Here is a 21001-nt window from a genome sequence, read left to right as displayed (position 1 = left end):
TCCCTAGAGGTACTTGTACACATCATCGGGGCTGATGCCGCGGGCCACCATCATGACCTGCGTCCAGTAGAACAACTGGCTGATCTCCTCAGCGAGCTCCTCGTCCGACTGGTACTCAGCGGCGATCCAGACTTCGCCGGCTTCCTCGATGATCTTCTTCCCGATGGCGTGCGGGCCTTTGTCCAGGGCGGCAACCGTGCCGGACCCTTCCGGGCGCGACTGGGCTTTCTCTGTCAACTCGGCAAACAGCTCATCGAAGTTTTTCACGCGGATTACTCTAATGCATTCGTTCTAGCTCGACTCACGCGGTGCCGCCGGCGTCATTGACGGCAAACCAGGACGCAACGTCGCTGGCCGTGGCTCCCACGAATCGATTGGGGTCGAAGCGCACGACTCCGTCGGGGACGTTCTCCGCCAAGCCGAGCACACGGCAGCCTGCGGCAGCAGCAGCGCTCATGCCCGCCCAGGAGTCTTCAAAAACGAGGCAGTCGGCGGGATCTTCCCCGGCCATGGCGGCGGCGGTGAGGTACATTTCCGGGTCCGGCTTGGGGTTTGAGACTTCATCACCAGTAACGGAACCGACGAAGAATTCGCGGCCAACGGCGTCTATGCACTTGTCGGCCAGGATGCGCTCGGTGTTCGTGGTGACGTACATCGGCATGTCTTCGGCCTTGAGAGATTCAAGGAGGTCTCGCACACCCGGGTTGGGTTCCAACGGGCCGGAGAGCAGCTCAAACATGCGCTCGTACATCCACGCCTTGTAGCGCTCATAGTCGCCGTCTTGAAGCTCGACGCCAGCCCACTCCGCGCAGGTATTCAGCGTGTTCGTGAAACTCCCGCCCACCGTGGACTCGCGCAGCTCAGGCGTGAGCCTGCGGCCGAGCATCTCGGATAGCTCATAGGTAGCAATGCCCCAGATCGGCTCGGTGTCCAGCATCGTGCCGTCCATGTCCCAAAAGACGGCGTGAGGGCGTACAACCACTTAGTCCAGCTCCGGAAGGTTATTCAGCGCCTCATCATCCGCACCGGTCGATGCCGCTGCGCGGTAAGCCAGATCCTGGAGGTCAGCCTTCTCCTCCGGCTCTAACACTGCGTCCGCGTGCTGGGCGTTGAATTCGTTGAGGTTGTTAAAAAACGGTTCCACAACGGAGTTCAGTCGTTCCGAATCCGGGTCGTCCTCGATGAAGTCAAGGGCATCGAGGAACATCTCGATGAGCTTTTTCAGATCGGGCAGAACCGCGGGGTCAAACGGTTCCTCCCATAGGTCCTTATCGCTTTCTTGCAGGTACGAGCCAGTTGCAAAAGTGGTCAGGTCGTCGATGAATTCATCGACATCTGCTTGAAACTCATCGCGGATGGTCATGGACGCCATTGTGGCCTAGGTTTAGTCAATTCGCACGCCGAGAAGCCCATCGAGTGCCGTCGCGATCATGCCGGAGTGGTCGCCTGGGGCATCGTCGATAAGCGCGAGTGCCCTCTTCGTGTCCAAGTCATCGGCGAGCGACGCACGCAGCGTATCGACGATCCCTTCGGCCTCATCGCGCGAAATTTCCCGCGCAAGGTTCTCACGCCAGCGGTCAAGGCGAGTAACGGCGTGGTCAATGAGCGCGTAAGAGAAGTCGCGGTCGGTGCGGTAGTGGCCGTCGAAAACCGCCAGGCGAATGGCGCTCGGCGCATAGCCCGCGTCCAAGAGCTTGTGGACGAAAACGAGGTTGCCTAAGGACTTCGACATTTTCGTGCCGTCAAGCCCGATCATCCCGGTGTGGACGTAGTGCCCAGCCATCCGCGGCACGTCAAACGCAGCTTCCGCGTGGGCGGCAGAGAACTCGTGGTGCGGGAAAATGAGGTCGCTTCCGCCGCCTTGGATAGCAAACTGGGGGCCCAAGCGCCGCGTCGCGATCGCCGAACATTCGATGTGCCAACCGGGACGACCCAAGCCAAACGGGGACTCCCAGGCGGGCTCCCCCTCGCGGTGTCCACGCCACAGCAACGCGTCAAGCGGATCCCTCTTGCCCTCGCGCTGGGGATCGCCACCGCGCTCGGCGAAGAACTCCTCCATTGTCGCGCGGTCATAGTTGGACTCGTACCCGAACTGCTGAGTGGCGGTAATCGGCGCATAAATGTCGCCGTGATCCACCTGGTAGGCCGCCCCTTTGTGAAGCAGCACCTCAACCATCTCGGTGACTTCTTCAATCGAATCCATCGCCCCGATGTAGTCACGCGGTGGCAGCACGGACAGCGCTTCCATGTCGCTGCGGAAGAGATCAATCTGGCTGGTGCCCAGATCGCGCCAATCCACCCCGTCGCGCTCGGCGCGCTCAAACAAGGGATCATCCACATCCGTGATGTTCTGCACGTAGTGGACCCGGTGGCCGTTTGCCAAAAGTTGGCGGTAGATCAGGTCAAACGTGAGGTACGTCGCGGCGTGGCCCAGGTGCGTTGAGTCGTAGGGAGTGATGCCGCACACGTACATACCTACTTCGTCGCCGCTGGTAGTGACGGGCTTGAGTGACTGATCCGCTGTATCAAACAGGGTCAGTGGCACTGGCGTGCCGGCCACGGCGGGAACGGATAGAGCGGGCCAAGAATGCATGGGATTCACCTTACAACCAGGCCCGCGGTGAGCGGGGCGCAGCTAATCTAATCCGTGTGAAACTAGGTAGGCCTGCACTCTTCCTTTCGGCTCTTGCGCTGCTGCCCGTCGCCGCCCCTGCCCACGCCGATGAGCCGGCGGCAACGTGTCCGGCGGTGGACATCGTGTCTGTGGTGGGATCCTTCCACTCCGTGTCCAATGATGACCCGGAAGAAATCCGCGGCGTGAACGCCGGGCGCAACTTCGCGTACGAAATGGTGGAGCGTTACCCCGGGAAGGTCACCGCATGGCAGGTCCCCTACCCGTCCACCGTGACCATCATGGGGTCCTCCCTGCACTCGCGGAAGGGCGACGGACCGGAGCGCGGACTGCCTTATGGCGCATCGGTCAAGGAGGGTGTGAAAAACGGCACCGCGCACATGTCGGAACTGGCTGCGCGCTGCCCCTCGACAAAGTTCATCCTGGACGGTTATTCCCAAGGCGCGACCGTAGCCGGGGATATCGTCGCCGCCGTGGGCCAGGGGGAGGTCCCCGGTGTGACGCCCGAGAAGATCCTCGCCGCGTACCTCATCGCCGATCCCGGCCGGTCTGCGCTGACCGGGCAAACGGTCGCGCTGCGTGGCGGGGCCGAGGGCCAGCGCTTGGCAACCGGGGAAATTCTGGTGACGCTCGACCAGGGCGCGCCACCTGCCCATTACGTGGGCGCGACAGGGCCGCGTTTCGACGGGGCGTTTTCGCCTTTCGACGACCGAGTGTTGACGTTCTGCGGACCCAAGGACCCCGCGTGCTCGACTGCTCCCGGCCGATTGCCCAACCAGGTGGCCCAGGTGATGAATGAGTGGCGCGATGCCCCCGACCACCAGGCTGCGGTTGCCGCGGGACTGAAAGATCCAAAGGTGGTGGGCGTGCTGTTGCTCATCGCTGTGCCGGTGGTGTTTTTCGCCCTATTAGGGATCTTTGCTCCGATCCCCGGTGTCGTTGAATCCGCCTCTCAGATCTCCGGGCTCAATCCTGGCCAGCAGGCGGCGCTGCGTGCCTTGGCAGCAGAGCTTCGCACCATTGGAGACCTAGCCCACCGCTTCAACCAAAATCAGTCCCTGGTGGGAGCGCAAGAGCTTCCTGCCTTAGCCGAGGACGTAGACAAGCTCTCCACCGACAGCGGCAGTTCCACGTCTTCACGCATTACCAGCGCAGCGCTATCGCAGTTTGTGAAGGCCCTGAACCACCTGCATTACTTCACCGACTTCCGGCTGGAGAACCCTCAAAACAGCGCAGAGGAGTCGTCGTTAAGGCCGCTGAAGAGCGTGTACGACCACAACGCGTACCGCGTCGGCGGCACGGTGGTGGACACCTGGATCCGGGACGACATGGATGCGCGCATTAGGCAGACATAACGCCTGTGCCCAACAGCACCAACACTACGATGCCGAGCGGGATGCGGTAGGCCGCGAACCAGGCAAATGAGTGATTGGCCACGAACTTGAGCAGCCAGGCGATGGAAATGTAACCAAGGACAAAGCCAATCCCGGCGCCCACGAACAGTTGCAGGCCTGTAGCCGCCTGGCCGGCCTGCGGTGCGAAAGCATCGGGCAAGGAGAACAATCCTGAGGCCAGCACCGCGGGGATGGCAAGCAGGAAGCTGAAGCGCGTGGCCACTTCGCGGTCGAGGTTGCGGAACAACCCGCCTGAAATCGTTCCACCAGAGCGCGAGACGCCGGGGATCAACGCCAAGCATTGCCACAGGCCCATGACGATGGCGTCGGTCATGTTCAAGTCCTTTTGGGTGCGTTCTTTCTTCCCCCACCGCTCCGCGGCGATGAAGACGAAGGAGAACACAATGAGAACAGTCGCGGTGACCCACAGGTTGCGGAAGTTGTCCCGAATCAGGTCTTTGAGCAACACGCCAGCCACACCAACCGGGATGGTTCCCACGATGACCATCCACCCCATTCGGTAGTCATCGCCGCGCTTGTCAGGGTTTGCCAGACCCGCGAACCAGGCCAGCATGATCCGCCAGATGTCGCGCGCGAAGAAAACAAGCACGGCGAGCTCAGTTCCCAGCTGGATCACCGCCGTGAAACTCGCGCCCGCATCTTCGCCCCAGAACAACTCGGAGACGATGCGCAGGTGGCCAGAGGAGGACACGGGCAAAAACTCGGTGAGCCCCTGAACAATCGATAGAACGATCACCTGGGCCCAGGACATTTGAGATACGACTTCAGTCACTCGCCACACTGTAGTCCGGTTGACGGTTGATAATGTTGAACCCGTGCGTGTCTCAAAGCTATTCGTTCCCGTACTGGTAGCAGGGTTTGTTCTTACCGGTTGCCAACAAAGCCCCGATCAACCCGGTGATCAGCCTTCCCAATCTGAGACTCTGGGGATGGGTAACGCGGAGCCAGCGGACTCCCCTCCCGCCTCTGCTCCTGATGGCGAGGTAGTGGAGTTTGCGGCCGTCACCGACATGGAGCTGACCCGTGATGTTCTGGGCGTCGTCAGCGAAGGTTCCGTGAAGATCGGTTCCTTGGAGGACATCCGCAACGGCTCGGGCGCGAGCTATGAGTATGGCTCCGCGTGCGGTGATCTCACTGCCAACGCGGGCAAGTTCGTCGGCGTGTGCAACGGCACGGTGCGGGTCTTTGATGAGAAGTCAGAGACCTCCTTCACGCCGAAAGAGCCGGTCACCGTCGCCGCGATGCTTAGCGACGGCCGGGTAATCGCGGGCAGCTCGCAGACCGAGAAGGTGTGGATCTACCCTGCTGACGCCAGCGGGGAGGCGAAACCGGAGAAGTCCTTCCCCGTGGCCCGACCGAGTGATTTCGTCGTCGCTGGCGAGTTGCCGCAAGGATGGAAGTACGCCGGTAAAGAGGGCGGCGACGCTGTTGTTCGTGTGAACCGCTTTGATACGACGATTCAGGATCTCCAGCCTGCCGACGCCCGTCAGGGCGGCACGCTGCGGGTCGGTCTTGGCGTTGGGCAGGTAGCAGCCGGGCGCGAAGGGCTGGTTCTCGCCTCCGACACCACCGGCAATCAGCTCTTTGTGTACACCACGGACGAAGTGATCCGCCTCCACCAAACGGTGCCGACGCAGGATAGCCCGTTTGCCGTTGCCTGGGACAACTCGAAGTCTTTGGCGTGGGCTGCGTCGACTGCCACGAACACGGCGGCTGGCTACGACCTGTCTCACGGCGTGCCGAGGGCTACGTCATCCATTGCAACCGTGGCGAACGCCCGAAACATGGTGATTTTAGATGATGGCACAATCGTGGTGGCGTCTTTTAGCGGCGATGGCCTGCAGATCATCGCCCCTGACCAGGTGCACACCAGCAGCAAGGAGAAATAAATGGGCCTCTACGATTCCGCATTGAAGCTCATGTTCCTGCTCCCGCCGGAGCGCATCCACGGGATCATCAGCGGTGCGCTGCAAGCTTTAAACGCTGTGCCCCCGGCTCACCGCGCAATGGAGAAGGTTGTGCGCGTGCATGACCCAGTGCTGTCCCAAGAACTCTTTGGTGTCCGATTCCCCGCGCCCCTTGGCCTTGCCGCGGGGTTTGATAAGAACGCCTCTGAGCTTGACGCGTGGGGCGCGGTCGGCTTCGGGTACGTGGAGGCTGGCACGGTAACGCCACGTCCTCAGCCGGGTAACCCAGCTCCGCGCTTGTTCCGCCTTCCTGCAGACAAGGCGATCGTCAACCGCATGGGTTTCAACAACGAGGGTGCGCTCGCCGCGGCGCGCAACTTGGAGCGCCGCAGGTCCACCGACGTCGTGGGCATCAACATCGGGAAGAACAAGACCGCTACCGACGCCGTTGCGGATTACCGCAACGGAGCGTCGTTACTTGGCCCGCTGGCTGATTACGTGGTGGTCAACGTCTCCTCGCCCAACACCCCAGGTTTGCGGGACCTGCAGGCGGTGTCTGAACTTCGTCCGATTCTTGGTGCGGTGGTCGCAGCCACCGACACTCCGGTCCTGGTGAAAATCGCGCCGGACTTGAGCGACGAAGACATTCTCCGGGTCGCAGACCTGGCAATAGAGCTCGGCCTCGCCGGGATCGTGGCCACGAACACGACGATCGCACGCGAAGGGCTGAAAACCCCCGCCGCTGAGGTTGAAGCCCTGGGCGCGGGTGGTCTTTCCGGGGCGCCCCTGGCCGATCGCTCGTTGGAGGTGCTGAAGCTCCTGCGGGCGCATGTCGGTGACCAATTGGTTCTCGTGAGCGTGGGCGGCATTTCTACGCCTCAGCAGGCGTGGGAGCGTATTACCGCTGGCGCTAGCCTGCTCCAGGGCTACACGCCGTTCATCTACGGCGGCCTGGGTTGGATCCGCGACATCCACAAAGGGATCGCCGCCCAGATCAAAGCCCACGGCCTGAGCTCGATCACTGAGGCGGTGGGCAGCGGGTACCCCTGGAAGGACTAGCTGTTCTCGTACCAGCCCCACACGATCGCGCGGCCAATCGCGTGGAAATAGAGGTTGAATCCTAACTGGGTGGGGCAATGCGTTCGCCGTCGACAATGTCGGTCGAGCTGAGCTCAAATGACGGCAGATCCTTCAGGGGCGCGTAAGGATCCGGACCCGGGAAACGTGAATCATCGTATGAAGCAGTCATTCCTTCCGTTCTACCCGATCAACAGGGGATTTGGTACGTAGCCAAGTTGGGCCTATAGTTATCCGAGTGCCCAGCCGAACTGGCTGGAAAACACCCAAAGCCCGGGTGGCGGAATGGCAGACGCGCTAGCTTGAGGTGCTAGTGTCCTATTAACGGACGTGGGGGTTCAAGTCCCCCCTCGGGCACAAACACCGGCCCTTTCACGGGCCGGTTTTTTACGTAAGGCAGGAGCTCAATCGTGCGAGGAACGTCATCGCGCAAAGTAGTGCTGCTCTTAGTCGCCGTGTGTCTTTTCGTCGCGGCGTGGATCTTTCTTGACGTCCCTCCCCTGTCAGTGCTTCGCGAGTGGTCGGATCAAACGGGGCCGTGGTTTCCGGTGGTGTTTTGGTTGCTCTACGTCCTCATTACCCAGTTCCCAATCCCCCGGACAGTCATGACGGTTTCAGCGGGAATCCTCTTCGGTTCAGTCCAAGGAATCCTGCTCGCCTTAACGGCCACGACGGTCGCCGCGGTCATATCGCTTGTCCTGGTTCGCTATCTTCTGCGCGACTGGGTGGAACCGCGGTTGACGCACCCGATCGTTGAGTCGATCAACCAGCGCCTTGAAGCACGCGGCTGGCTCGCCGTGCTGAGCTTGCGCATGATTGCAGGCGTGCCGTTTTCCATCATGAACTACGCCGCCGCGCTTACGCGAGTGCGCGTCATTCCCTTCGCCGTGGCCACCCTGATCGGTTCCGCGCCAGGCACCATCCTGGTGACCATTTTCGGGGACACGCTTACCGGGGACGCCGATCCGGTGTTCATCGCCGCGATGGCGGTGCTCGCTGTCCTTGGAATCGTCGGGCTGGTCATTGACGCCCGTATGCCTGTCGGTCAAGGTTCTGGCGTAGACACAGACTAAACTTCGCTGCATGATAGCCGCCCATGCCCGCTACCGAGGCCGCGAAAAACGCCGCGCCGCATACGTCTCCGATTCGGCTGCGGCGCTTGCAACCCTGCCTGGCGTGCACGAGTTTGAGGCAGTTGGCGTCGAGGACATTCGCACGCTTGTCGACGACGCGGATGCCGCGTGCACAGTAGTCATGGCCCTGCTTTCCGACGGCGGGTGGGCCGTCGGCATCGGCATCGGTGACACGGCATCCGTTTTGGGCACCGCGAGCAGCGCGGCCGGAACCAAAGCGGGATCGGTCGGCGTACGCATCTTCCCAGCGATTCCCGACAGCACCTTAGAGGCGGATATCACCGCCGCGTTCGCGCTCATGGCCTACGTATTAAGCAAGCGCACCATCGAAGGGCGCGAGGCCACGTCGTTGGTGCGCTCAGGTCTGAATCAGAACGAGGCCGCGAAGGAGTTGGGGATCTCCAAACAGGCGATGAGCCAGCGGTTGGCAGCCGCGGGCTGGGGCGCGGAGCAAGCCGGCTGGCAGCTCGCCTATAACCTCATCACCCAGGCTGATTCCCCCACTGGTTCTGCATAGGCTGTTCGAAATCCTCGGCCGGGCGAACCCTGCTCGTTAGTGCAGCCTGCTCGCCCCCGAAAGGCTGCCCTTGCGCGGGTTCCGGTGTGCGCGGTTTCGGCGCGGTGACCTCCGATTCCAGCGGGGAATCGACCGGCTTGTTAGCAACGGCGCGTGCTTCGGCAACGGCCTTAGCGATCTCCGGGTTGTTGGACGCCTCGAACCACCGATCCGTATCGTCTTGCTCGGCGAGCTTACGCGTCTCATCGTCGACACCCGTGGGCTCGTAGCGGAAGACGCCATCGTCGTCCTTCTTGGCGTAGGCCTTGGCGAAGTCCTCCAGGGAGTTGCCAAACTGCGACGGGATCATCCACATCGTCGAGCCGTTGCCCTCTGCGATCTTCGGCAGCTTGTCCAGGTACTGGTACGCGAGCAACTCCGGTGTAACGCCGGACGTCTTGATCGCGGCGTTGACCTTCTGAATCGCCCGGGCCTCACCCTGTGCCTCGAGGAATTTCGCGGCGCGCTCACCCTCTGCTCGCAGGATCGTTGCCTGGCGCTCAGCCTCAGCGGCAAGAATTGCCGCGTGCTTCTCACCCTCAGCGGAGAGAATGCGCGCCTGCTTCTCACCCTCAGCGGTCTTAATGTCAGACTCGCGGCGACCCTCTGCCGTAAGAATCATCGCGCGCTTCTCACGATCCGCCTTCATCTGCATCTCCATCGACTGCTGGATCGACGGTGGCGGATCAATCGCCTTCAGCTCAACACGGCTAATACGCAGGCCCCACTTCGCGGTGGCGGAATCCAGCTCGCCGCGCAGGCGACGGTTGATCGTCTCACGGGAGGTCAGTGTCTCTTCCAGCGTCATGCCGCCCACGACGTCACGCAGCGTAGCCACGGAGATTTGCTCCACACCCACGATGTAGTTGTCCACGCCGTAGATTGCGCGAGCCGGATCGTTGACCTGGAAGGTGACCACCGTGTCAATCGCCACGGTCAAGTTGTCCTGGGTAATAACTGCCTGCGGCGGGAAAGACACCACGCGCTCACGCGTATCGACGCGCTCACGCACTCGGTCAACAAAGGGAACCAGGAACGTAATACCACCGGAGACGGTGCGGGTATAGCGGCCCAGCCGCTCGATTACAGCCGCTTCACCCTCGGGGATCAAGGCGATGGACTTGAACACCACCACAATGATCAGGAGGATAAGGACACCAAGGAAAATTGCCATCTTCTATCTTTCTGTTAGTCCTGCCATACAACCGCTGTTGGACCATCAATGTCCGACACCGTTACGAATTCACCTTCGCGTATAACCTGGCCGGGGTCAAGGGCACGGGCCGACCAAATAGAGCCGTCAAGCTTAATCTGCCCCCCGGTGGGCGTGATGTCTTCCAGCACGATTGCCCGGGTACCCACCAGCGCCTTCGTCGACGTATCCAATGCAGCGGGCTTATGAAAGTGCCGGTGAAGGTAAGGGCGCACGAAGAAGAGCATGGCTGCCGACGAAAGACCAAAGACCGCGACTTCAATTCCAGGGTGAAGTCCCCCGCCAGCCCACGTCACCCCAGCTGTTATGAACGCGGCTGAGGCCAGCATCAGCAGGGTGAATTCTCCGACGGCTAGTTCCAAGACCGCGAGAATCATCGCGGCGATAGCCCACACTAAAGGTCCCACAGCGACAACACTACAGTTTGGCCCCGACAATCTGGCCGACTACGCGTCGTGCTTGCTCAAATCTGGGTTGGTCACAAAGTCGACGAGGCGCTCAACTGCACCAATCAGCGTGTGGTCAAGGTCGCGGAATGTGTTCACGGAGTTATACACACGGTTCCAGCCGTCCCGCGGATCGGCCCACCCCAGCCGGCGGCAGACACCGGTTTTCCAGTCCTCGCCGCGCGGCACGTCGGGCCACGCGCGTATCCCCACCGATTCTGGTTTCACCGCCGCCCAAATATCCACGTACGGGTGGCCGGTGACCAAAACGTGGGCCCCGACGTTTTCCACCAAGCGGGATTCTTTCGTTCCCTCGATCAGGTGATCCGCCAGCACGCCAACGCGTTTGCCCGGACCCGGCTGAAACTGCCTCAACCGCGCAGGAAGGTTGTCTAAGCCCTCGAGGAACTCGACGGCGATTCCTTCCACCGCCAAATCGTGGCCCCACACCTTCTGGACAATTGCGGCATCGTGGATCCCCTCGACCCAGATGCGGGACGGCAGCGCGACCCGGGGCGCGGCGTTTTCAACGCGGCGTGAACCTGAGTTGGAGTGGCGTTGCGTGACCTGTGTTAAAGGTTTCGGCCGGATTAGGGTCGAACGGATGCCGTCGATAAGAAATGCTCCTGGCAGCAACTTGAACAGCCGTTGCGTGCCGTACCGATCTTCCAGGCGAACGAATTCCCCGTCGTAGGTGCGCTCAAAGCCCACCACCGCGCCCACGAAATCATCGCCGAAGACTTCGGCGACAATCTCGTCGGTTCCTTCGACCTCTGGGTAACTGCGGGGCTGGGTGCGGGCGTGACCTTTGAAGATATCGCCGGCGTAAGGATCTCTGCTCATAGCGCGCAACAGTCTATTAGCTAGACTGCTCCAAATGATCTCACGCCACGAGGTATATTCCCCCCTCCAGAACACCGCGGTATGGCTCGCCGCATGGCTGTACGGCGCCGAGCCGACAGACACGGTCGTGGATGCGTTGCGTGAACTGGGCGGGAGACATTCCTGGGCGGAAACGACGGGCGTTGAGTTGCTGCGTGAAGTGCGTGCCGCGACGGAGCTGAACTCCGCTGGCCCGGCCGTTCGCCTGATTCTTTCCGGCCCGGGGCAGCCCCCGGCATTGCCGCCCGGGTCCGACGCCGCCGCGGCGATGGGCGATTCAGGAGCCATCGTCCTGCGCGGTCAGAGCGTTTCCCACATTCTGGTGCCCGACTACACGCCGGATAGCGGCACGTCGTGGCGGTGGTTCGAAGAAACGGAGCGGCTCCCCGAGCCTGAATGGCTCAGCCCAGGAGAAGCAGACGCACGCTTATCGACGGCGGCGACAAGCGCCGCAACAATCATCGCCGCGACCGACGGGACCAACGCTAACGTCGCCGACCCGCGCCTGATGGTGGGCACACTTGCAGATTTTTACGACACGCCCGGCCTGCCAATGGGCGTGTCACCGCGAGCGGCCAAACTGTTCGCCCGGGCGGATAACGTCGCCGCCATTGTGGAAACCGTGACCGATCGACTCAACGACCACAGCTTCGACCCGCAGCTGCTTGGTTTATGGCGCCACATCCGCAGCGCCCGCATGGCCGGCGTTGCCGACGCCGTGATCAACTACGCCCGTGGTGGCTAACGAGGGCGCAGCAATCGTCCTTGCACGGTGCGCCGTCGACAGTGCAGCCTTGCACCGTGATCGTCGACAACGTTTCAGGAGCAGTCTGTTCAGCGGCGGCGTCGAGTAGCTCGAGGACGAGCCCAGAGAACTTCGGATCAAGGCCCACCGTTGGTGTGCGGGTGAGCTTCATGCCGTGCTCATCGCAGGTTTCCTGCAGCTCCGTGTCAAGGTCCCACACGACCTCCATGTGGTCGGTGATGAAGCCGATGGGAACGCAAATGACGTGCTTCACGCCCTGGTCGGCGAGCTCTTCCGAACGGTCACACACATCGGGCTCGAGCCATGGGGTGGCCGGGTTACCGGAGCGCGACTGCCAGACAATCTCATAGTCGCCCACCCCGGCCTTTTCCGCCACGAGGCGCGACGCCTCTTCCACCTGACGGGAGTAGAGGTTGGAATCGTTCGCGCCGCCTGCTGCATCATCAGCTGCGTTGGGCACCGAGTGCGCGCTGAAGAGCACCCTCGTGGAACCCTGATCCGCCGCGTCCCACGCTTCTTTCAGCGGTGCAGCCACCAGATCAATGAACGTGGGGTGACCGTAGAACTGCCAGAGCTTGGTGAACGTCATCTCCGGGTGCTGCTCTTTAAGCGCCGCAATGTCTTCGTCGTACTGGCGGCACGCGGAGTAACCACCCCATGCCGAGGTAGCGAAAACCGCGATGTTGGTGTGACCGTCCGCCGCGAGCTGATCAGCCGCCTCTGCCGCGAACGGGTGCCAGTTCCGGTTACCGAAGTACACCGGAAGTTCCTCCCCGCGGGTTGCGATCTCGGCTTCGAGGTTTTTGATGATCACGCGGTTTTGCTCGTTCAACGGGCTGACCCCGCCGAAGTGGAAGTAGTGCTCACCGACCTCCGCGAGCCGCTCACGCGGGATTCCGCGTCCGCGCGTCACATTCTCTAGAAAAGGAATAACCTCGTCCTCCCCCTCGGGGCCGCCGAAGGAAAGAACGAGGAGAGCGTCAAAAGAGTGTAAGGACATACCTCACGATTTTAAATGAGGCGAACAGCTTCCGGTGCCAATCCCGAGTAGCGCACTTTCGTCTTCTGAACAGTTTGCCCCGATTGGGGGGCTTCCAACATCATGCCGTCGCCCAAGTAGATAGCCACGTGCTGGTTACCGCCCGGACCCCAGAACAGAAGGTCGCCGCGCTGCGCCTCTGCCACCGGAACCTTGGTTCCACGCTGGTACTGGTAACCCGTGTAGTGCGGCAGGTCGACGCCCGCACCCGCGTATGCGTAGAGAACTAGACCGGAGCAGTCGAAGCCGGTCTTGTTGTAGTCACCGTGGCGGTCTGCGACACCACCGTCGCGAATGCCCTTGGTCGGGCCGTTCGCGTCTCCGCCGCCCCACGCATACGGGACACCAATCTGGGACTCTGCACGAGCGATTACTGCTTCGATCTGCTCATCACGGCTGGCGTTGGAGACATCCTTACGGGTTTCCTGCGTGACCTGCGCGGCATTCTTCACCTCCGGCATGACCGCGTCAGCCTCTGTCTTCTCCGCCGGGGTCGCGGCCGATGCAATCGACTGCGTGTCGTTGCCTTGCTCAGCCCCTTCGGTGTACGGATTCTCCCGAGTCTGGTGCTCCGGCTGCGACTGGCCCACAACCGCCGCGATGGCATCCGTCGCCGCCTTCTGCGCCTCCGGGTCCTTTGCAATCTCCCCCAAAGTGGACAGCAGATCAGCTGGCGTCTGTTCCGGAGCCTGTTCCGGTGCTTCAGATGGCGTTTCAGACGGTGTCTCAGCTGACGCCTCATCGACAGCGGGCTGGGTAGCTTCAGCGACACCCGCATCAGTTGCGGTGGCCTCAGCTGCGCTGGCGTCCGGGGCTTCGGCGGGCTGCGCGGGCGCTTCCGGCGCTGCCGGGGCTTCCGGCGCCTGCGGGACCTGTGGTCCTACGACAGGCGCAGGCTCTTCAGTCTGCTCCTGCGGGGTATCCGCCGGCGCTGTGCCTTCATCCGGCGTTGCTTCTACGGCCGGGACGTCCTCTGCTTGTGCTGCTGGGGACGCGGCCGGGTCCTGGGCTGCCTCAACGGCTTGCTGTACCTGAGGCGGATTGTTGACCGCGAGTGCTTCCGCTGCTGCCGGACGCTCCTCCTGGAGCTCCAGCTGTGCGGCGGCAAGCTCGTCCATAGCTGCGTCACGCTGGTCGAGCTGGCTGGATAGCTCAGCGACAGTGGCGTCGAGCGCGACCTGAGCCTCAACCTGGGCCGCTTCGGCCTGCACTGCGCGTTCATCCGCTAGTCGCGTCGTGTGACGCAACATGGATTCTTCGTTGGCAGCTTCGGTGCGCGCGGTCTCCAAACGCTCAATCGCGTCCTGTTTGTCCTTCGCCTGCTGACGCAGGTAGCGCTGCTTCTCCAACGCCTTGTCGCGGGCGTCAGCACCGCTGACGATGGACAGCGGGTTGTCAGCGCCTGAAGCGCGAAGCGCGTGGCGGGATATGTCGCCCAGCTCGCGCTTGTAACGGTCAATGTCGCTTTGGGTCTGCTCCAAGCGTTTGCGGGCCTCCGTCGCGCCTTGCCGAGCCTGCTCGGCGTACGCCTGCGCGTCGTGCAGATCGACGTAGGCCTTGTTGACCTCCTCGCTCAAAGCACCGATCTGCAGATCGAGAGAGTGAAGCGTTGCCTGCTGGGAGGTGATCTGGTTAATGAGTCCCGAAACCCGATCCTGAGCACTCACTGTTGCAGGACCAAAAAGATGTGCGGAACCGAAAACGGATAAGCCGGTGACGAATGCGGCAATGCGCACACGCCGAGCACGATAAGCCACGAGGGCACTCCTCACGCCCCATTGAGCGGTTCAAGGCATGGCAAAGCCAGCCCCGTACCGCAGTACGTCAACGCTTAACGCTTGACTAATGGGCAGTCGAATGAACATGGACGCGAGCTCACGCGCCGCAATGATCTCGAGCGATCTGCCCTGTTTCGCCACTTGGCGTGCTTCCCCACATGCCTGAAATGAAACAGTTGCGATTACTTGATGTCACTGTGACTCATGAGCCAACAGTGAAACCATAGGACACTTAACCCGTCTGGTACACAACCTTTACCAACTTTCACATTGGTAAAGGAAAATAACATGACTGTAGTTACTTAGTGGCCTGCATCTTCGTCGGACGGCCGGGTGCGTGTGAGTCTGGTCACACCCGAAGTCAGGGCTGTAGCAATGACTATCGTGAGCATCGCGAAAAGCGTTACTCCCCCAGCCACAATCCACTCCGACCCGTGGATTTCAGCGGCTTCAGCAGTACTGCCAAAGACGCGGACTCCGTTAACGAAGTCCCACTCCTTATTCATCTCATGCCTGCCAGCTTCAATCTGCGCCCGAGTCAGATTCGTGCTCACTACCCCGCTTCCCCCATGCGTGCGAACAATCACGGTCTCAAAGCCTGATGCGTCACGCACATCTTGAGCAATGTTGCGCAAAGCACCAACCTTGCGCGCCCCAGCCTCCACCACGACTATGCCCACCTGTGCATCCGCGGTCGCCGGTACGGACGGAAGGGCTGACACCAGGCCGTCGTTAAGCGTGGCATTGTCTGGGTGAGAATACGTGAACGCGACACCATCATCACCCAGCTGCTTGACGACGGAATTCAACGTGACGGCATCGATAGCCGGAGCGGAGTTGTTCGACACGACCCTCACTTTAAACGGCAAAACGGAACAGCCTTGCTACCGACGTACGGAATCTTCGGGTAATCAAAAGACGTAAACCTGCGCCAGGCTGGCTGCTGATGCGATGCAAATGAAAAGGGTGACTTACTATTGACAGTAAGGATTTCTATGTCTAGTGAGCCTTGAAACCTTCGGGCCAAAGGTTCGCGAACGGGAATTTCATTTCGATAGAGAAACGGAGCTCACATGGTTGAAAGCATCAACTCCTTTGGCGCCAAGAAGACCCTCGAAGTAGGAGATCGTACATACGACTACTACGCACTCGACGCGGTTGAAGGCATGGAGAAGCTACCCTACTCGCTGAAGGTTCTGGGTGAGAACCTCCTGCGCACCGAAGACGGTAAGAACGTCACCCAGGAACACATCAAGGCTATTGCGAACTGGGACGCTTCCGCTGAGCCGTCCATTGAAATCCAGTTCACGCCGGCTCGTGTTCTGATGCAGGACTTCACCGGTGTTCCGTGTGTCGTCGACCTTGCAACCATGCGTGAGGCCGTTTCCGGCCTAGGCGGTAACCCGGACCAGGTGAACCCGCTCAACCCGGCTGAGATGGTCATTGACCACTCCGTCATCATCGAGGCTTTCGGTTCCGACTCCGCTCTGGACAAGAACGTTGAGATTGAGTACGAGCGCAACGAAGAGCGCTACCAGTTCCTGCGCTGGGGTGCAGAGAACTTCTCCAACTTCCGCGTTGTGCCTCCGGGCACCGGTATCGTCCACCAGGTCAACATCGAGTACCTGTCCCGCGTTGTGTTCGACAACGAGGGCGTTGCGTACCCGGACACCTGCATTGGTACGGACTCCCACACCACCATGGAAAACGGCCTGGGCATCCTCGGCTGGGGTGTCGGCGGTATTGAGGCTGAGGCAGCCATGCTGGGCCAGCCGGTCTCCATGCTGATCCCGCGCGTCGTCGGCTTCAAGCTGACCGGCGAGATTCCGGTTGGCGTGACCGCTACCGACGTTGTTCTGACCGTCACCGAGATGCTGCGTGAGCACGGCGTGGTTCAGAAGTTCGTTGAGTTCTACGGCAACGGCGTGAAGGAAATTCCGCTGGCTAACCGCGCCACCATCGGTAACATGAGCCCGGAGTTCGGTTCCACCTGTGCGATCTTCCCGATCGACGAGGAGACCATCAACTACCTGCACCTCACCGGCCGCGACCAGGAGACGATCGACCGCGTTGAGGCATACGCCAAGGCACAGGGCATGTGGCTCGAGCAGGACGCTCCGGAGGCAGAGTACTCCGAGTACCTCGAGCTGGATCTGTCCACCGTGAAGCCGTCCATCGCTGGCCCGAAGCGCCCGCAGGACCGCATCCTGCTGGCCGAGTCGAAGGACACCTTCCGCAAGCAGCTGCCGGACTACAACACCGCTGGCGAAGGCCAGTCCGAGCCGGTTCGCGCTGAGAGGGTTGAGACCGTTGACTACAACGAGTCCTGGCCTGCAAACGGCGAGTCCGCTGCCGAGGGTGCTGAGGGCCGCGCTTCCAAGCCGGTCATCGTTGAGTCCCCGCAGGGTGGCGAGTACACCCTCGACCACGGCATGGTTGCCATCGCAGCTATCACGTCCTGCACCAACACCTCCAACCCATCCGTCATGGTCGGTGCCGCCCTGCTCGCCCGCAAGGCTGCAGAGCGTGGCCTGAAGGCTAAGCCGTGGGTCAAGACCATCATGGCTCCGGGTTCCCAGGTCGTCGACGGTTACTACAACCGCGCAGACCTATGGAAGGACCTCGAGGCCGTGGGCTTCTACCTCACCGGCTTCGGTTGCGCATCCTGCATTGGTAACTCCGGTCCGCTGCCGAACGAAGTCTCTGAGGCAATCAACGAGTACGACCTGACCGCTACCGCAGTTCTGTCCGGTAACCGTAACTTCGAGGGACGTATCTCCCCCGACGTGAAGATGAACTACCTGGCTTCCCCGCTGCTGGTCATCGCGTACTCCATCGCGGGCACCATGGACTTCGACTTCGAGACCCAGCCGCTGGGTCAGGATGCTGCTGGCAACGACGTCTTCCTGAGGGACGTCTGGCCGTCCGCAGAGGAGATCGAGCAGACCATCGCGTCCACCATCTCCCGCGAGATGTACGAAGCTGACTACGCAGACGTCTTCAAGGGCGATGCTCAGTGGCAGGGCCTGGACATCCCGACCGGCAAGACCTTCGCGTGGAACGAAGACTCCACGTACATCCGCAAGGCACCGTACTTCGACGGCATGCCGACGGAGCCGGAGGCAGTCGAGGACATCACGGGTGCTCGCGTTCTGGCGAAGCTGGGCGACTCGGTCACCACCGACCACATCTCCCCTGCTTCCTCCATCAAACCGGGCACGCCTGCTGCTAACTACCTGGACGACAACGGTGTTGCACGCCAGGACTACAACTCGTTCGGTTCCCGCCGTGGTAACCACGAGGTCATGGTCCGCGGTACCTTCGCTAACATCCGTCTGCGCAACCAGCTGGTTGAGGACGCCGGCGGCTACACCCTGGACTTCACCCAGGAAGGTGCTCCGCAGGCATTCATCTACGACGCGGCGATGAACTACGCCGAGAAGAACATCCCGCTGGTTGTTCTGGGTGGTAAGGAATACGGCACCGGCTCCTCGCGTGACTGGGCTGCTAAGGGCACCAACCTGCTTGGTGTGAAGGCAGTCATCACCGAGTCCTTCGAGCGTATTCACCGTTCCAACCTGATCGGTATGGGCGTGCTCCCGCTGCAGTTCCCGGAGGGTGAGTCCCACGAGTCTCTGGGCCTCGACGGCACGGAGACCTTCGACATCACCGGTGTCACCGCGTTCAACGAGGGCGACTCCATTCCGGAGACCGTTCACGTTAAGGCAACCAAGGACAGCGGCGAGACCGTCGAGTTCGACGCCAAGGTCCGCGTTGACACGCCTGGTGAGGCTGAGTACTACCGCAACGGCGGTATCCTCCAGTACGTGCTGCGCCAGATGGTGAAGAGCTAACTTCCCAGCCGCATAAGAAATCGGGTCCTTCGGGGCCCGATTTTTTTCATGCCCGCTCGGCCCGCTCGGCCGGCGCAACCCGCTCGGCCGAGATTTTGGGCGCGCCAAATCGCCGGCAGGCCTCCGCCTCCGCCTTCGCCGGCCGGTCTAGTGCTTTACGTGTAAGGTCCGCTCCGCTTCCACTCAGTGGGTGTCCATGGGCCCACCGAAAAGGGAGAACATTGCCCCGTACCGGTAGTTCGCGTGTTGAAGATTAGGAACGGCATACCCGCCGGGGGACTCCCAGGTGGGTATAGTGCCGCGCGAAATGATCTTTCCCGTCTGCCGCCGGCTCTTGCGCCGAGGCCGCGCCCCCGTCTCCCCTGGCGACGATGGAGAATCGTCGTTGATCTTGTTGTGATAGGAACACAGCGGCGTGAGGTTGTCGATGTTCGTCTCGCCACCGTTCTTCCACGCTTTGATGTGGTGGAACTGGCACGAGTCCGCGCCATGCTTGCATCCAGGCACGGGGCACACTGGCATGAGGGCCCGGAGTAGATCACGCTGTTTCTCATTGGCGTACCTGCTTGCGCGGTGGAGATTCACCGGTCCGTGGACAGGGTGGAATGTCGCAGCTTCGAGCTCAAACTCGCCGGTTGCAATGAATTCGTTGATGAACTCGGTGGCGGTCATCGTCGTGTCGTCGCTAAGCCCGAGCACCGTGTCATCGCCCTCACCCCGGAGAATCTTCACCCACTCGGGCAATGGAATGAGGAGTAACGGACGCGGCCGGGTCGTGGGGACGCCGAATCCTTGCGCGCCGGATCCCTGCGCGTCTTCGCCGCCGGAGCGCAGCATGCTTAAAAACCGGGACAGCATTTGCGGTGACGCCGCCGAATTCTCGTCGATGCCTTCGCGCAAAGTGTGCTCGAAGTCCGCGATATCGCGTTCGGGGCCCACGATAGAAATGCTTCGTAGTCCCTCGATGGAGCGTGACACGCGCACGCCGGGCGTCGGCGCTTTCTTTTTCGTCGGCACGAGCTTCTTCGCTTTGCGCTCAAGCGCGGCATAGGAGCATCGGGCGGCAAGCAGTTTGGCGCGTAGTGCCCACTTCGACCCTTCGTCGTCAAGCATCTGCAGCTTCCGCTCGACTAGAGCGAGCTGCTCTAAGCTGAAGCCCCCTGCTATTACTTGTTCTCTCACCGCGCGCCGCGCTTCGCCGTGGCCGTGCACGTGCTTGCCGTTGCCGTAGTACGTCCGGGCTAGTCGCTCCCACTCTCTGACTTGTTTCGGGCTCCTGCCGAAAGTGAGGGCGGCTTCCGCATCGAACGTGCTCAGCGCCGCAAATGCGTGCGCGTTTTCGTTCCTCAACATCTCCGCAAACTCCATACCCCGCACGCTACTTCCCACCCCGACACACCCCCCTCAAACTTTTCCACACCCTGTGGATAACCGCCCGACTGCACCCACCGGTTAGACTGATCCCCCATGACTCAGCACGCACAGAAGCTGCTCTTTTTGTCCCTGCGCAACGGCCCAATTGGCCCGGCCGTATCCCACGCGGAGTATCACGACACCCTGCGCGCCACTGGCTTGACCACAGACGACGTCGAGCTGCGCACGATCGCCGACGAGAGCGACGAGCTGGGCAGCCTCGACGGAATCGCTGGCATCGTCGTTGGCGGCAGCTCGCTCAACATCACCAACGCCGAGTACAGCCCGTGGCAGAATCACGTCCACGGCATCCTCGCCGACATCATCGAGGGCGAGGTCCCGGTCTTCTTCGTCTGTTACGGAATCAGTTGGCTCACCCACCACCTAGGCGGCACGATCAGTCACTCCCACCCTGAGGCCTCTGGCCCCACCATCGTGAGTCTCACTGACGCCGCGAGCGACGACCCCTTGCTCGCCGGCCTGCCCAAGCTTTTCACTGCGCTCACCGGTCACACGGAGAACCCCGACGGCACGCTCCCCGCTAAGCTGAGCTTGCTTGCCGACGGCCCCACCTGCCCCGTCCAGATCGTCCGCTACCGCGACCGTGTGTGGGCCACCCAGTTCCACGCGGAAATGGATGCCGCCGCGATGAAAACCCGCATGGATTTCTACTACGACTACGGATACTTCCCACAAGAAGACTACGACGACATCATCGCCGGTCTTCCCAGCGTGGACACGGTGACCTCCAACGAGATTGTCAAGCGTTTCGCGCAGCACTGCTTGTCGCACTAGCCCGCCTTAGGCGTCCTCAAATTCGAAGGGGTTCGGCGACAAGAGCACGAACTGAGTGAATTCTTCTGGTGCAGTCATGGCCCCACCGCAAGGCG

General features: G+C 61.5%; 20 protein-coding genes, 1 tRNA gene and 1 pseudogene. 9 read left to right on the top strand and 13 right to left on the bottom strand.

Annotated elements, in window-relative coordinates; translation table 11 throughout:
- Nucleotides 1-3: 3 nt before the first annotated feature.
- The 4 genes from CAQUA_RS05665 to mshC are packed head-to-tail and all read right to left on the bottom strand — an operon-like array spanning nucleotide 4 to nucleotide 2593.
- Nucleotides 4-267 (bottom strand): phosphoribosyl-ATP diphosphatase, encoded by a 264-nt coding sequence (locus tag CAQUA_RS05665; RefSeq protein WP_196824129.1) that lies wholly within the window; start codon nucleotides 265-267, stop codon nucleotides 4-6.
- Between the two features lie 34 nt (nucleotides 268-301).
- Complete coding sequence (locus CAQUA_RS05660) at nucleotides 302-949, bottom strand: HAD family hydrolase (protein ID WP_196825570.1); 648 nt, start codon at nucleotides 947-949, stop codon at nucleotides 302-304.
- A gap of 33 nt (nucleotides 950-982) precedes the next feature.
- On the bottom strand, nucleotides 983-1363 hold the full coding sequence (locus CAQUA_RS05655) for a hypothetical protein (protein WP_196824130.1): 381 nt from the start codon (nucleotides 1361-1363) through the stop codon (nucleotides 983-985).
- Nucleotides 1364-1384: 21 nt separating this feature from the next.
- Nucleotides 1385-2593 carry a cysteine--1-D-myo-inosityl 2-amino-2-deoxy-alpha-D-glucopyranoside ligase gene (mshC, locus tag CAQUA_RS05650; RefSeq protein ID WP_196824131.1) on the bottom strand — a complete coding sequence of 403 codons (1209 nt, stop codon included), beginning with the start codon at nucleotides 2591-2593 and terminating at the stop codon, nucleotides 1385-1387.
- Between the two features lie 56 nt (nucleotides 2594-2649).
- On the opposite strand from mshC, the gene CAQUA_RS05645 reads away from it, so the two are divergent.
- Nucleotides 2650-3987: a cutinase family protein gene (locus CAQUA_RS05645; protein WP_196824132.1), complete on the top strand. Its 1338-nt coding sequence runs from the start codon at nucleotides 2650-2652 to the stop codon at nucleotides 3985-3987.
- Here CAQUA_RS05645 and CAQUA_RS05640 read toward each other — a convergent pair.
- On the bottom strand, nucleotides 3974-4798 hold the full coding sequence (locus CAQUA_RS05640; RefSeq protein WP_231375786.1) for an undecaprenyl-diphosphate phosphatase: 825 nt from the start codon (nucleotides 4796-4798) through the stop codon (nucleotides 3974-3976). The two genes, CAQUA_RS05645 and CAQUA_RS05640, sit on opposite strands and share 14 nt — an antisense overlap.
- 178 nt (nucleotides 4799-4976) lie before the next feature.
- Between CAQUA_RS05640 and CAQUA_RS05635 the strand changes: the two genes are divergently transcribed.
- Together CAQUA_RS05635 and CAQUA_RS05630 are read left to right on the top strand one after the other, a co-directional pair.
- Nucleotides 4977-5936 carry a hypothetical protein gene (locus CAQUA_RS05635; protein ID WP_196824134.1) on the top strand — a complete coding sequence of 320 codons (960 nt, stop codon included), beginning with the start codon at nucleotides 4977-4979 and terminating at the stop codon, nucleotides 5934-5936.
- Nucleotides 5937-7013: a quinone-dependent dihydroorotate dehydrogenase gene (locus tag CAQUA_RS05630; RefSeq protein ID WP_196824135.1), complete on the top strand. Its 1077-nt coding sequence runs from the start codon at nucleotides 5937-5939 to the stop codon at nucleotides 7011-7013. It abuts the gene before it with no gap.
- Nucleotides 7014-7089: 76 nt separating this feature from the next.
- On the opposite strand, the pseudogene CAQUA_RS05625 reads toward CAQUA_RS05630, so the two are convergent.
- A pseudogene (locus tag CAQUA_RS05625) lies at nucleotides 7090-7203 on the bottom strand (YbhB/YbcL family Raf kinase inhibitor-like protein); the annotation flags it as partial.
- Nucleotides 7204-7302: 99 nt separating this feature from the next.
- Here CAQUA_RS05625 and CAQUA_RS05620 point away from each other — a divergent pair.
- The 3 genes from CAQUA_RS05620 to CAQUA_RS05610 all read left to right on the top strand — a co-directional run bounded on the left by CAQUA_RS05620 (nucleotide 7303) and on the right by CAQUA_RS05610 (nucleotide 8681).
- Nucleotides 7303-7388, top strand: a tRNA-Leu gene (locus tag CAQUA_RS05620).
- A 53-nt stretch (nucleotides 7389-7441) separates the two neighbouring features.
- The gene (locus tag CAQUA_RS05615; protein ID WP_196824136.1) at nucleotides 7442-8104 is read left to right on the top strand and encodes a TVP38/TMEM64 family protein; all 663 of its coding nucleotides are present in this window, start codon (nucleotides 7442-7444) and stop codon (nucleotides 8102-8104) included.
- A gap of 10 nt (nucleotides 8105-8114) precedes the next feature.
- Nucleotides 8115-8681: a MarR family transcriptional regulator gene (locus CAQUA_RS05610; RefSeq protein ID WP_196824137.1), complete on the top strand. Its 567-nt coding sequence runs from the start codon at nucleotides 8115-8117 to the stop codon at nucleotides 8679-8681.
- Here the strand turns inward: CAQUA_RS05610 and CAQUA_RS05605 are convergent.
- Genes CAQUA_RS05605 through CAQUA_RS05595 form a run of 3 tightly spaced genes read right to left on the bottom strand, consistent with a single transcriptional unit; the run spans nucleotide 8647 to nucleotide 11222 of the window.
- Entirely contained in the window at nucleotides 8647-9894 is a 1248-nt protein-coding gene (locus CAQUA_RS05605) for an SPFH domain-containing protein (protein ID WP_196824138.1), read from the bottom strand. The genes CAQUA_RS05610 and CAQUA_RS05605 overlap by 35 nt on opposite strands.
- A gap of 14 nt (nucleotides 9895-9908) precedes the next feature.
- Nucleotides 9909-10340, bottom strand: coding sequence for an NfeD family protein (locus CAQUA_RS05600; RefSeq protein WP_196824139.1), 432 nt, complete (start codon nucleotides 10338-10340; stop codon nucleotides 9909-9911).
- A gap of 39 nt (nucleotides 10341-10379) precedes the next feature.
- Nucleotides 10380-11222 (bottom strand): DUF3097 domain-containing protein, encoded by an 843-nt coding sequence (locus CAQUA_RS05595; RefSeq protein ID WP_196824140.1) that lies wholly within the window; start codon nucleotides 11220-11222, stop codon nucleotides 10380-10382.
- Nucleotides 11223-11256: 34 nt separating this feature from the next.
- On the opposite strand from CAQUA_RS05595, the gene CAQUA_RS05590 reads away from it, so the two are divergent.
- Nucleotides 11257-12006 (top strand): Rv1486c family protein, encoded by a 750-nt coding sequence (locus tag CAQUA_RS05590; protein ID WP_196824141.1) that lies wholly within the window; start codon nucleotides 11257-11259, stop codon nucleotides 12004-12006.
- Here CAQUA_RS05590 and CAQUA_RS05585 read toward each other — a convergent pair.
- From CAQUA_RS05585 to CAQUA_RS05575, 3 genes are all read right to left on the bottom strand, one after another.
- Complete coding sequence (locus CAQUA_RS05585; protein WP_196824142.1) at nucleotides 11984-13027, bottom strand: ferrochelatase; 1044 nt, start codon at nucleotides 13025-13027, stop codon at nucleotides 11984-11986. The two genes, CAQUA_RS05590 and CAQUA_RS05585, sit on opposite strands and share 23 nt — an antisense overlap.
- Nucleotides 13028-13038: 11 nt before the next feature.
- Nucleotides 13039-14823 carry a DIP1281 family NlpC/P60 protein gene (locus CAQUA_RS05580; RefSeq protein WP_196824143.1) on the bottom strand — a complete coding sequence of 595 codons (1785 nt, stop codon included), beginning with the start codon at nucleotides 14821-14823 and terminating at the stop codon, nucleotides 13039-13041.
- 323 nt (nucleotides 14824-15146) lie between these two features.
- Nucleotides 15147-15692, bottom strand: a complete 546-nt coding sequence (locus CAQUA_RS05575; RefSeq protein ID WP_196824144.1) for an Rv1476 family membrane protein — start codon at nucleotides 15690-15692, stop codon at nucleotides 15147-15149.
- Nucleotides 15693-15917: 225 nt separating this feature from the next.
- Between CAQUA_RS05575 and acnA the strand changes: the two genes are divergently transcribed.
- Nucleotides 15918-18698 carry an aconitate hydratase AcnA gene (acnA, locus tag CAQUA_RS05570; RefSeq protein WP_196824145.1) on the top strand — a complete coding sequence of 927 codons (2781 nt, stop codon included), beginning with the start codon at nucleotides 15918-15920 and terminating at the stop codon, nucleotides 18696-18698.
- Between the two features lie 183 nt (nucleotides 18699-18881).
- On the opposite strand, the gene CAQUA_RS05565 is transcribed toward acnA, so the two are convergent.
- The gene (locus tag CAQUA_RS05565) at nucleotides 18882-20066 is read right to left on the bottom strand and encodes an HNH endonuclease signature motif containing protein (protein ID WP_196824146.1); all 1185 of its coding nucleotides are present in this window, start codon (nucleotides 20064-20066) and stop codon (nucleotides 18882-18884) included.
- Nucleotides 20067-20165: 99 nt separating this feature from the next.
- Between CAQUA_RS05565 and CAQUA_RS05560 the strand changes: the two genes are divergently transcribed.
- Nucleotides 20166-20906 (top strand): glutamine amidotransferase-related protein, encoded by a 741-nt coding sequence (locus CAQUA_RS05560; RefSeq protein ID WP_196824147.1) that lies wholly within the window; start codon nucleotides 20166-20168, stop codon nucleotides 20904-20906.
- The last annotated feature ends 95 nt before the right edge of the window (nucleotides 20907-21001 follow it).

Source organism: Corynebacterium aquatimens (assembly GCF_030408395.1).
Lineage (GTDB): Bacteria > Actinomycetota > Actinomycetes > Mycobacteriales > Mycobacteriaceae > Corynebacterium > Corynebacterium aquatimens.
The sequence above is the reverse complement of the archived record's forward strand: the minus strand, read 5'-3'. Positions and strand labels throughout refer to the sequence as shown.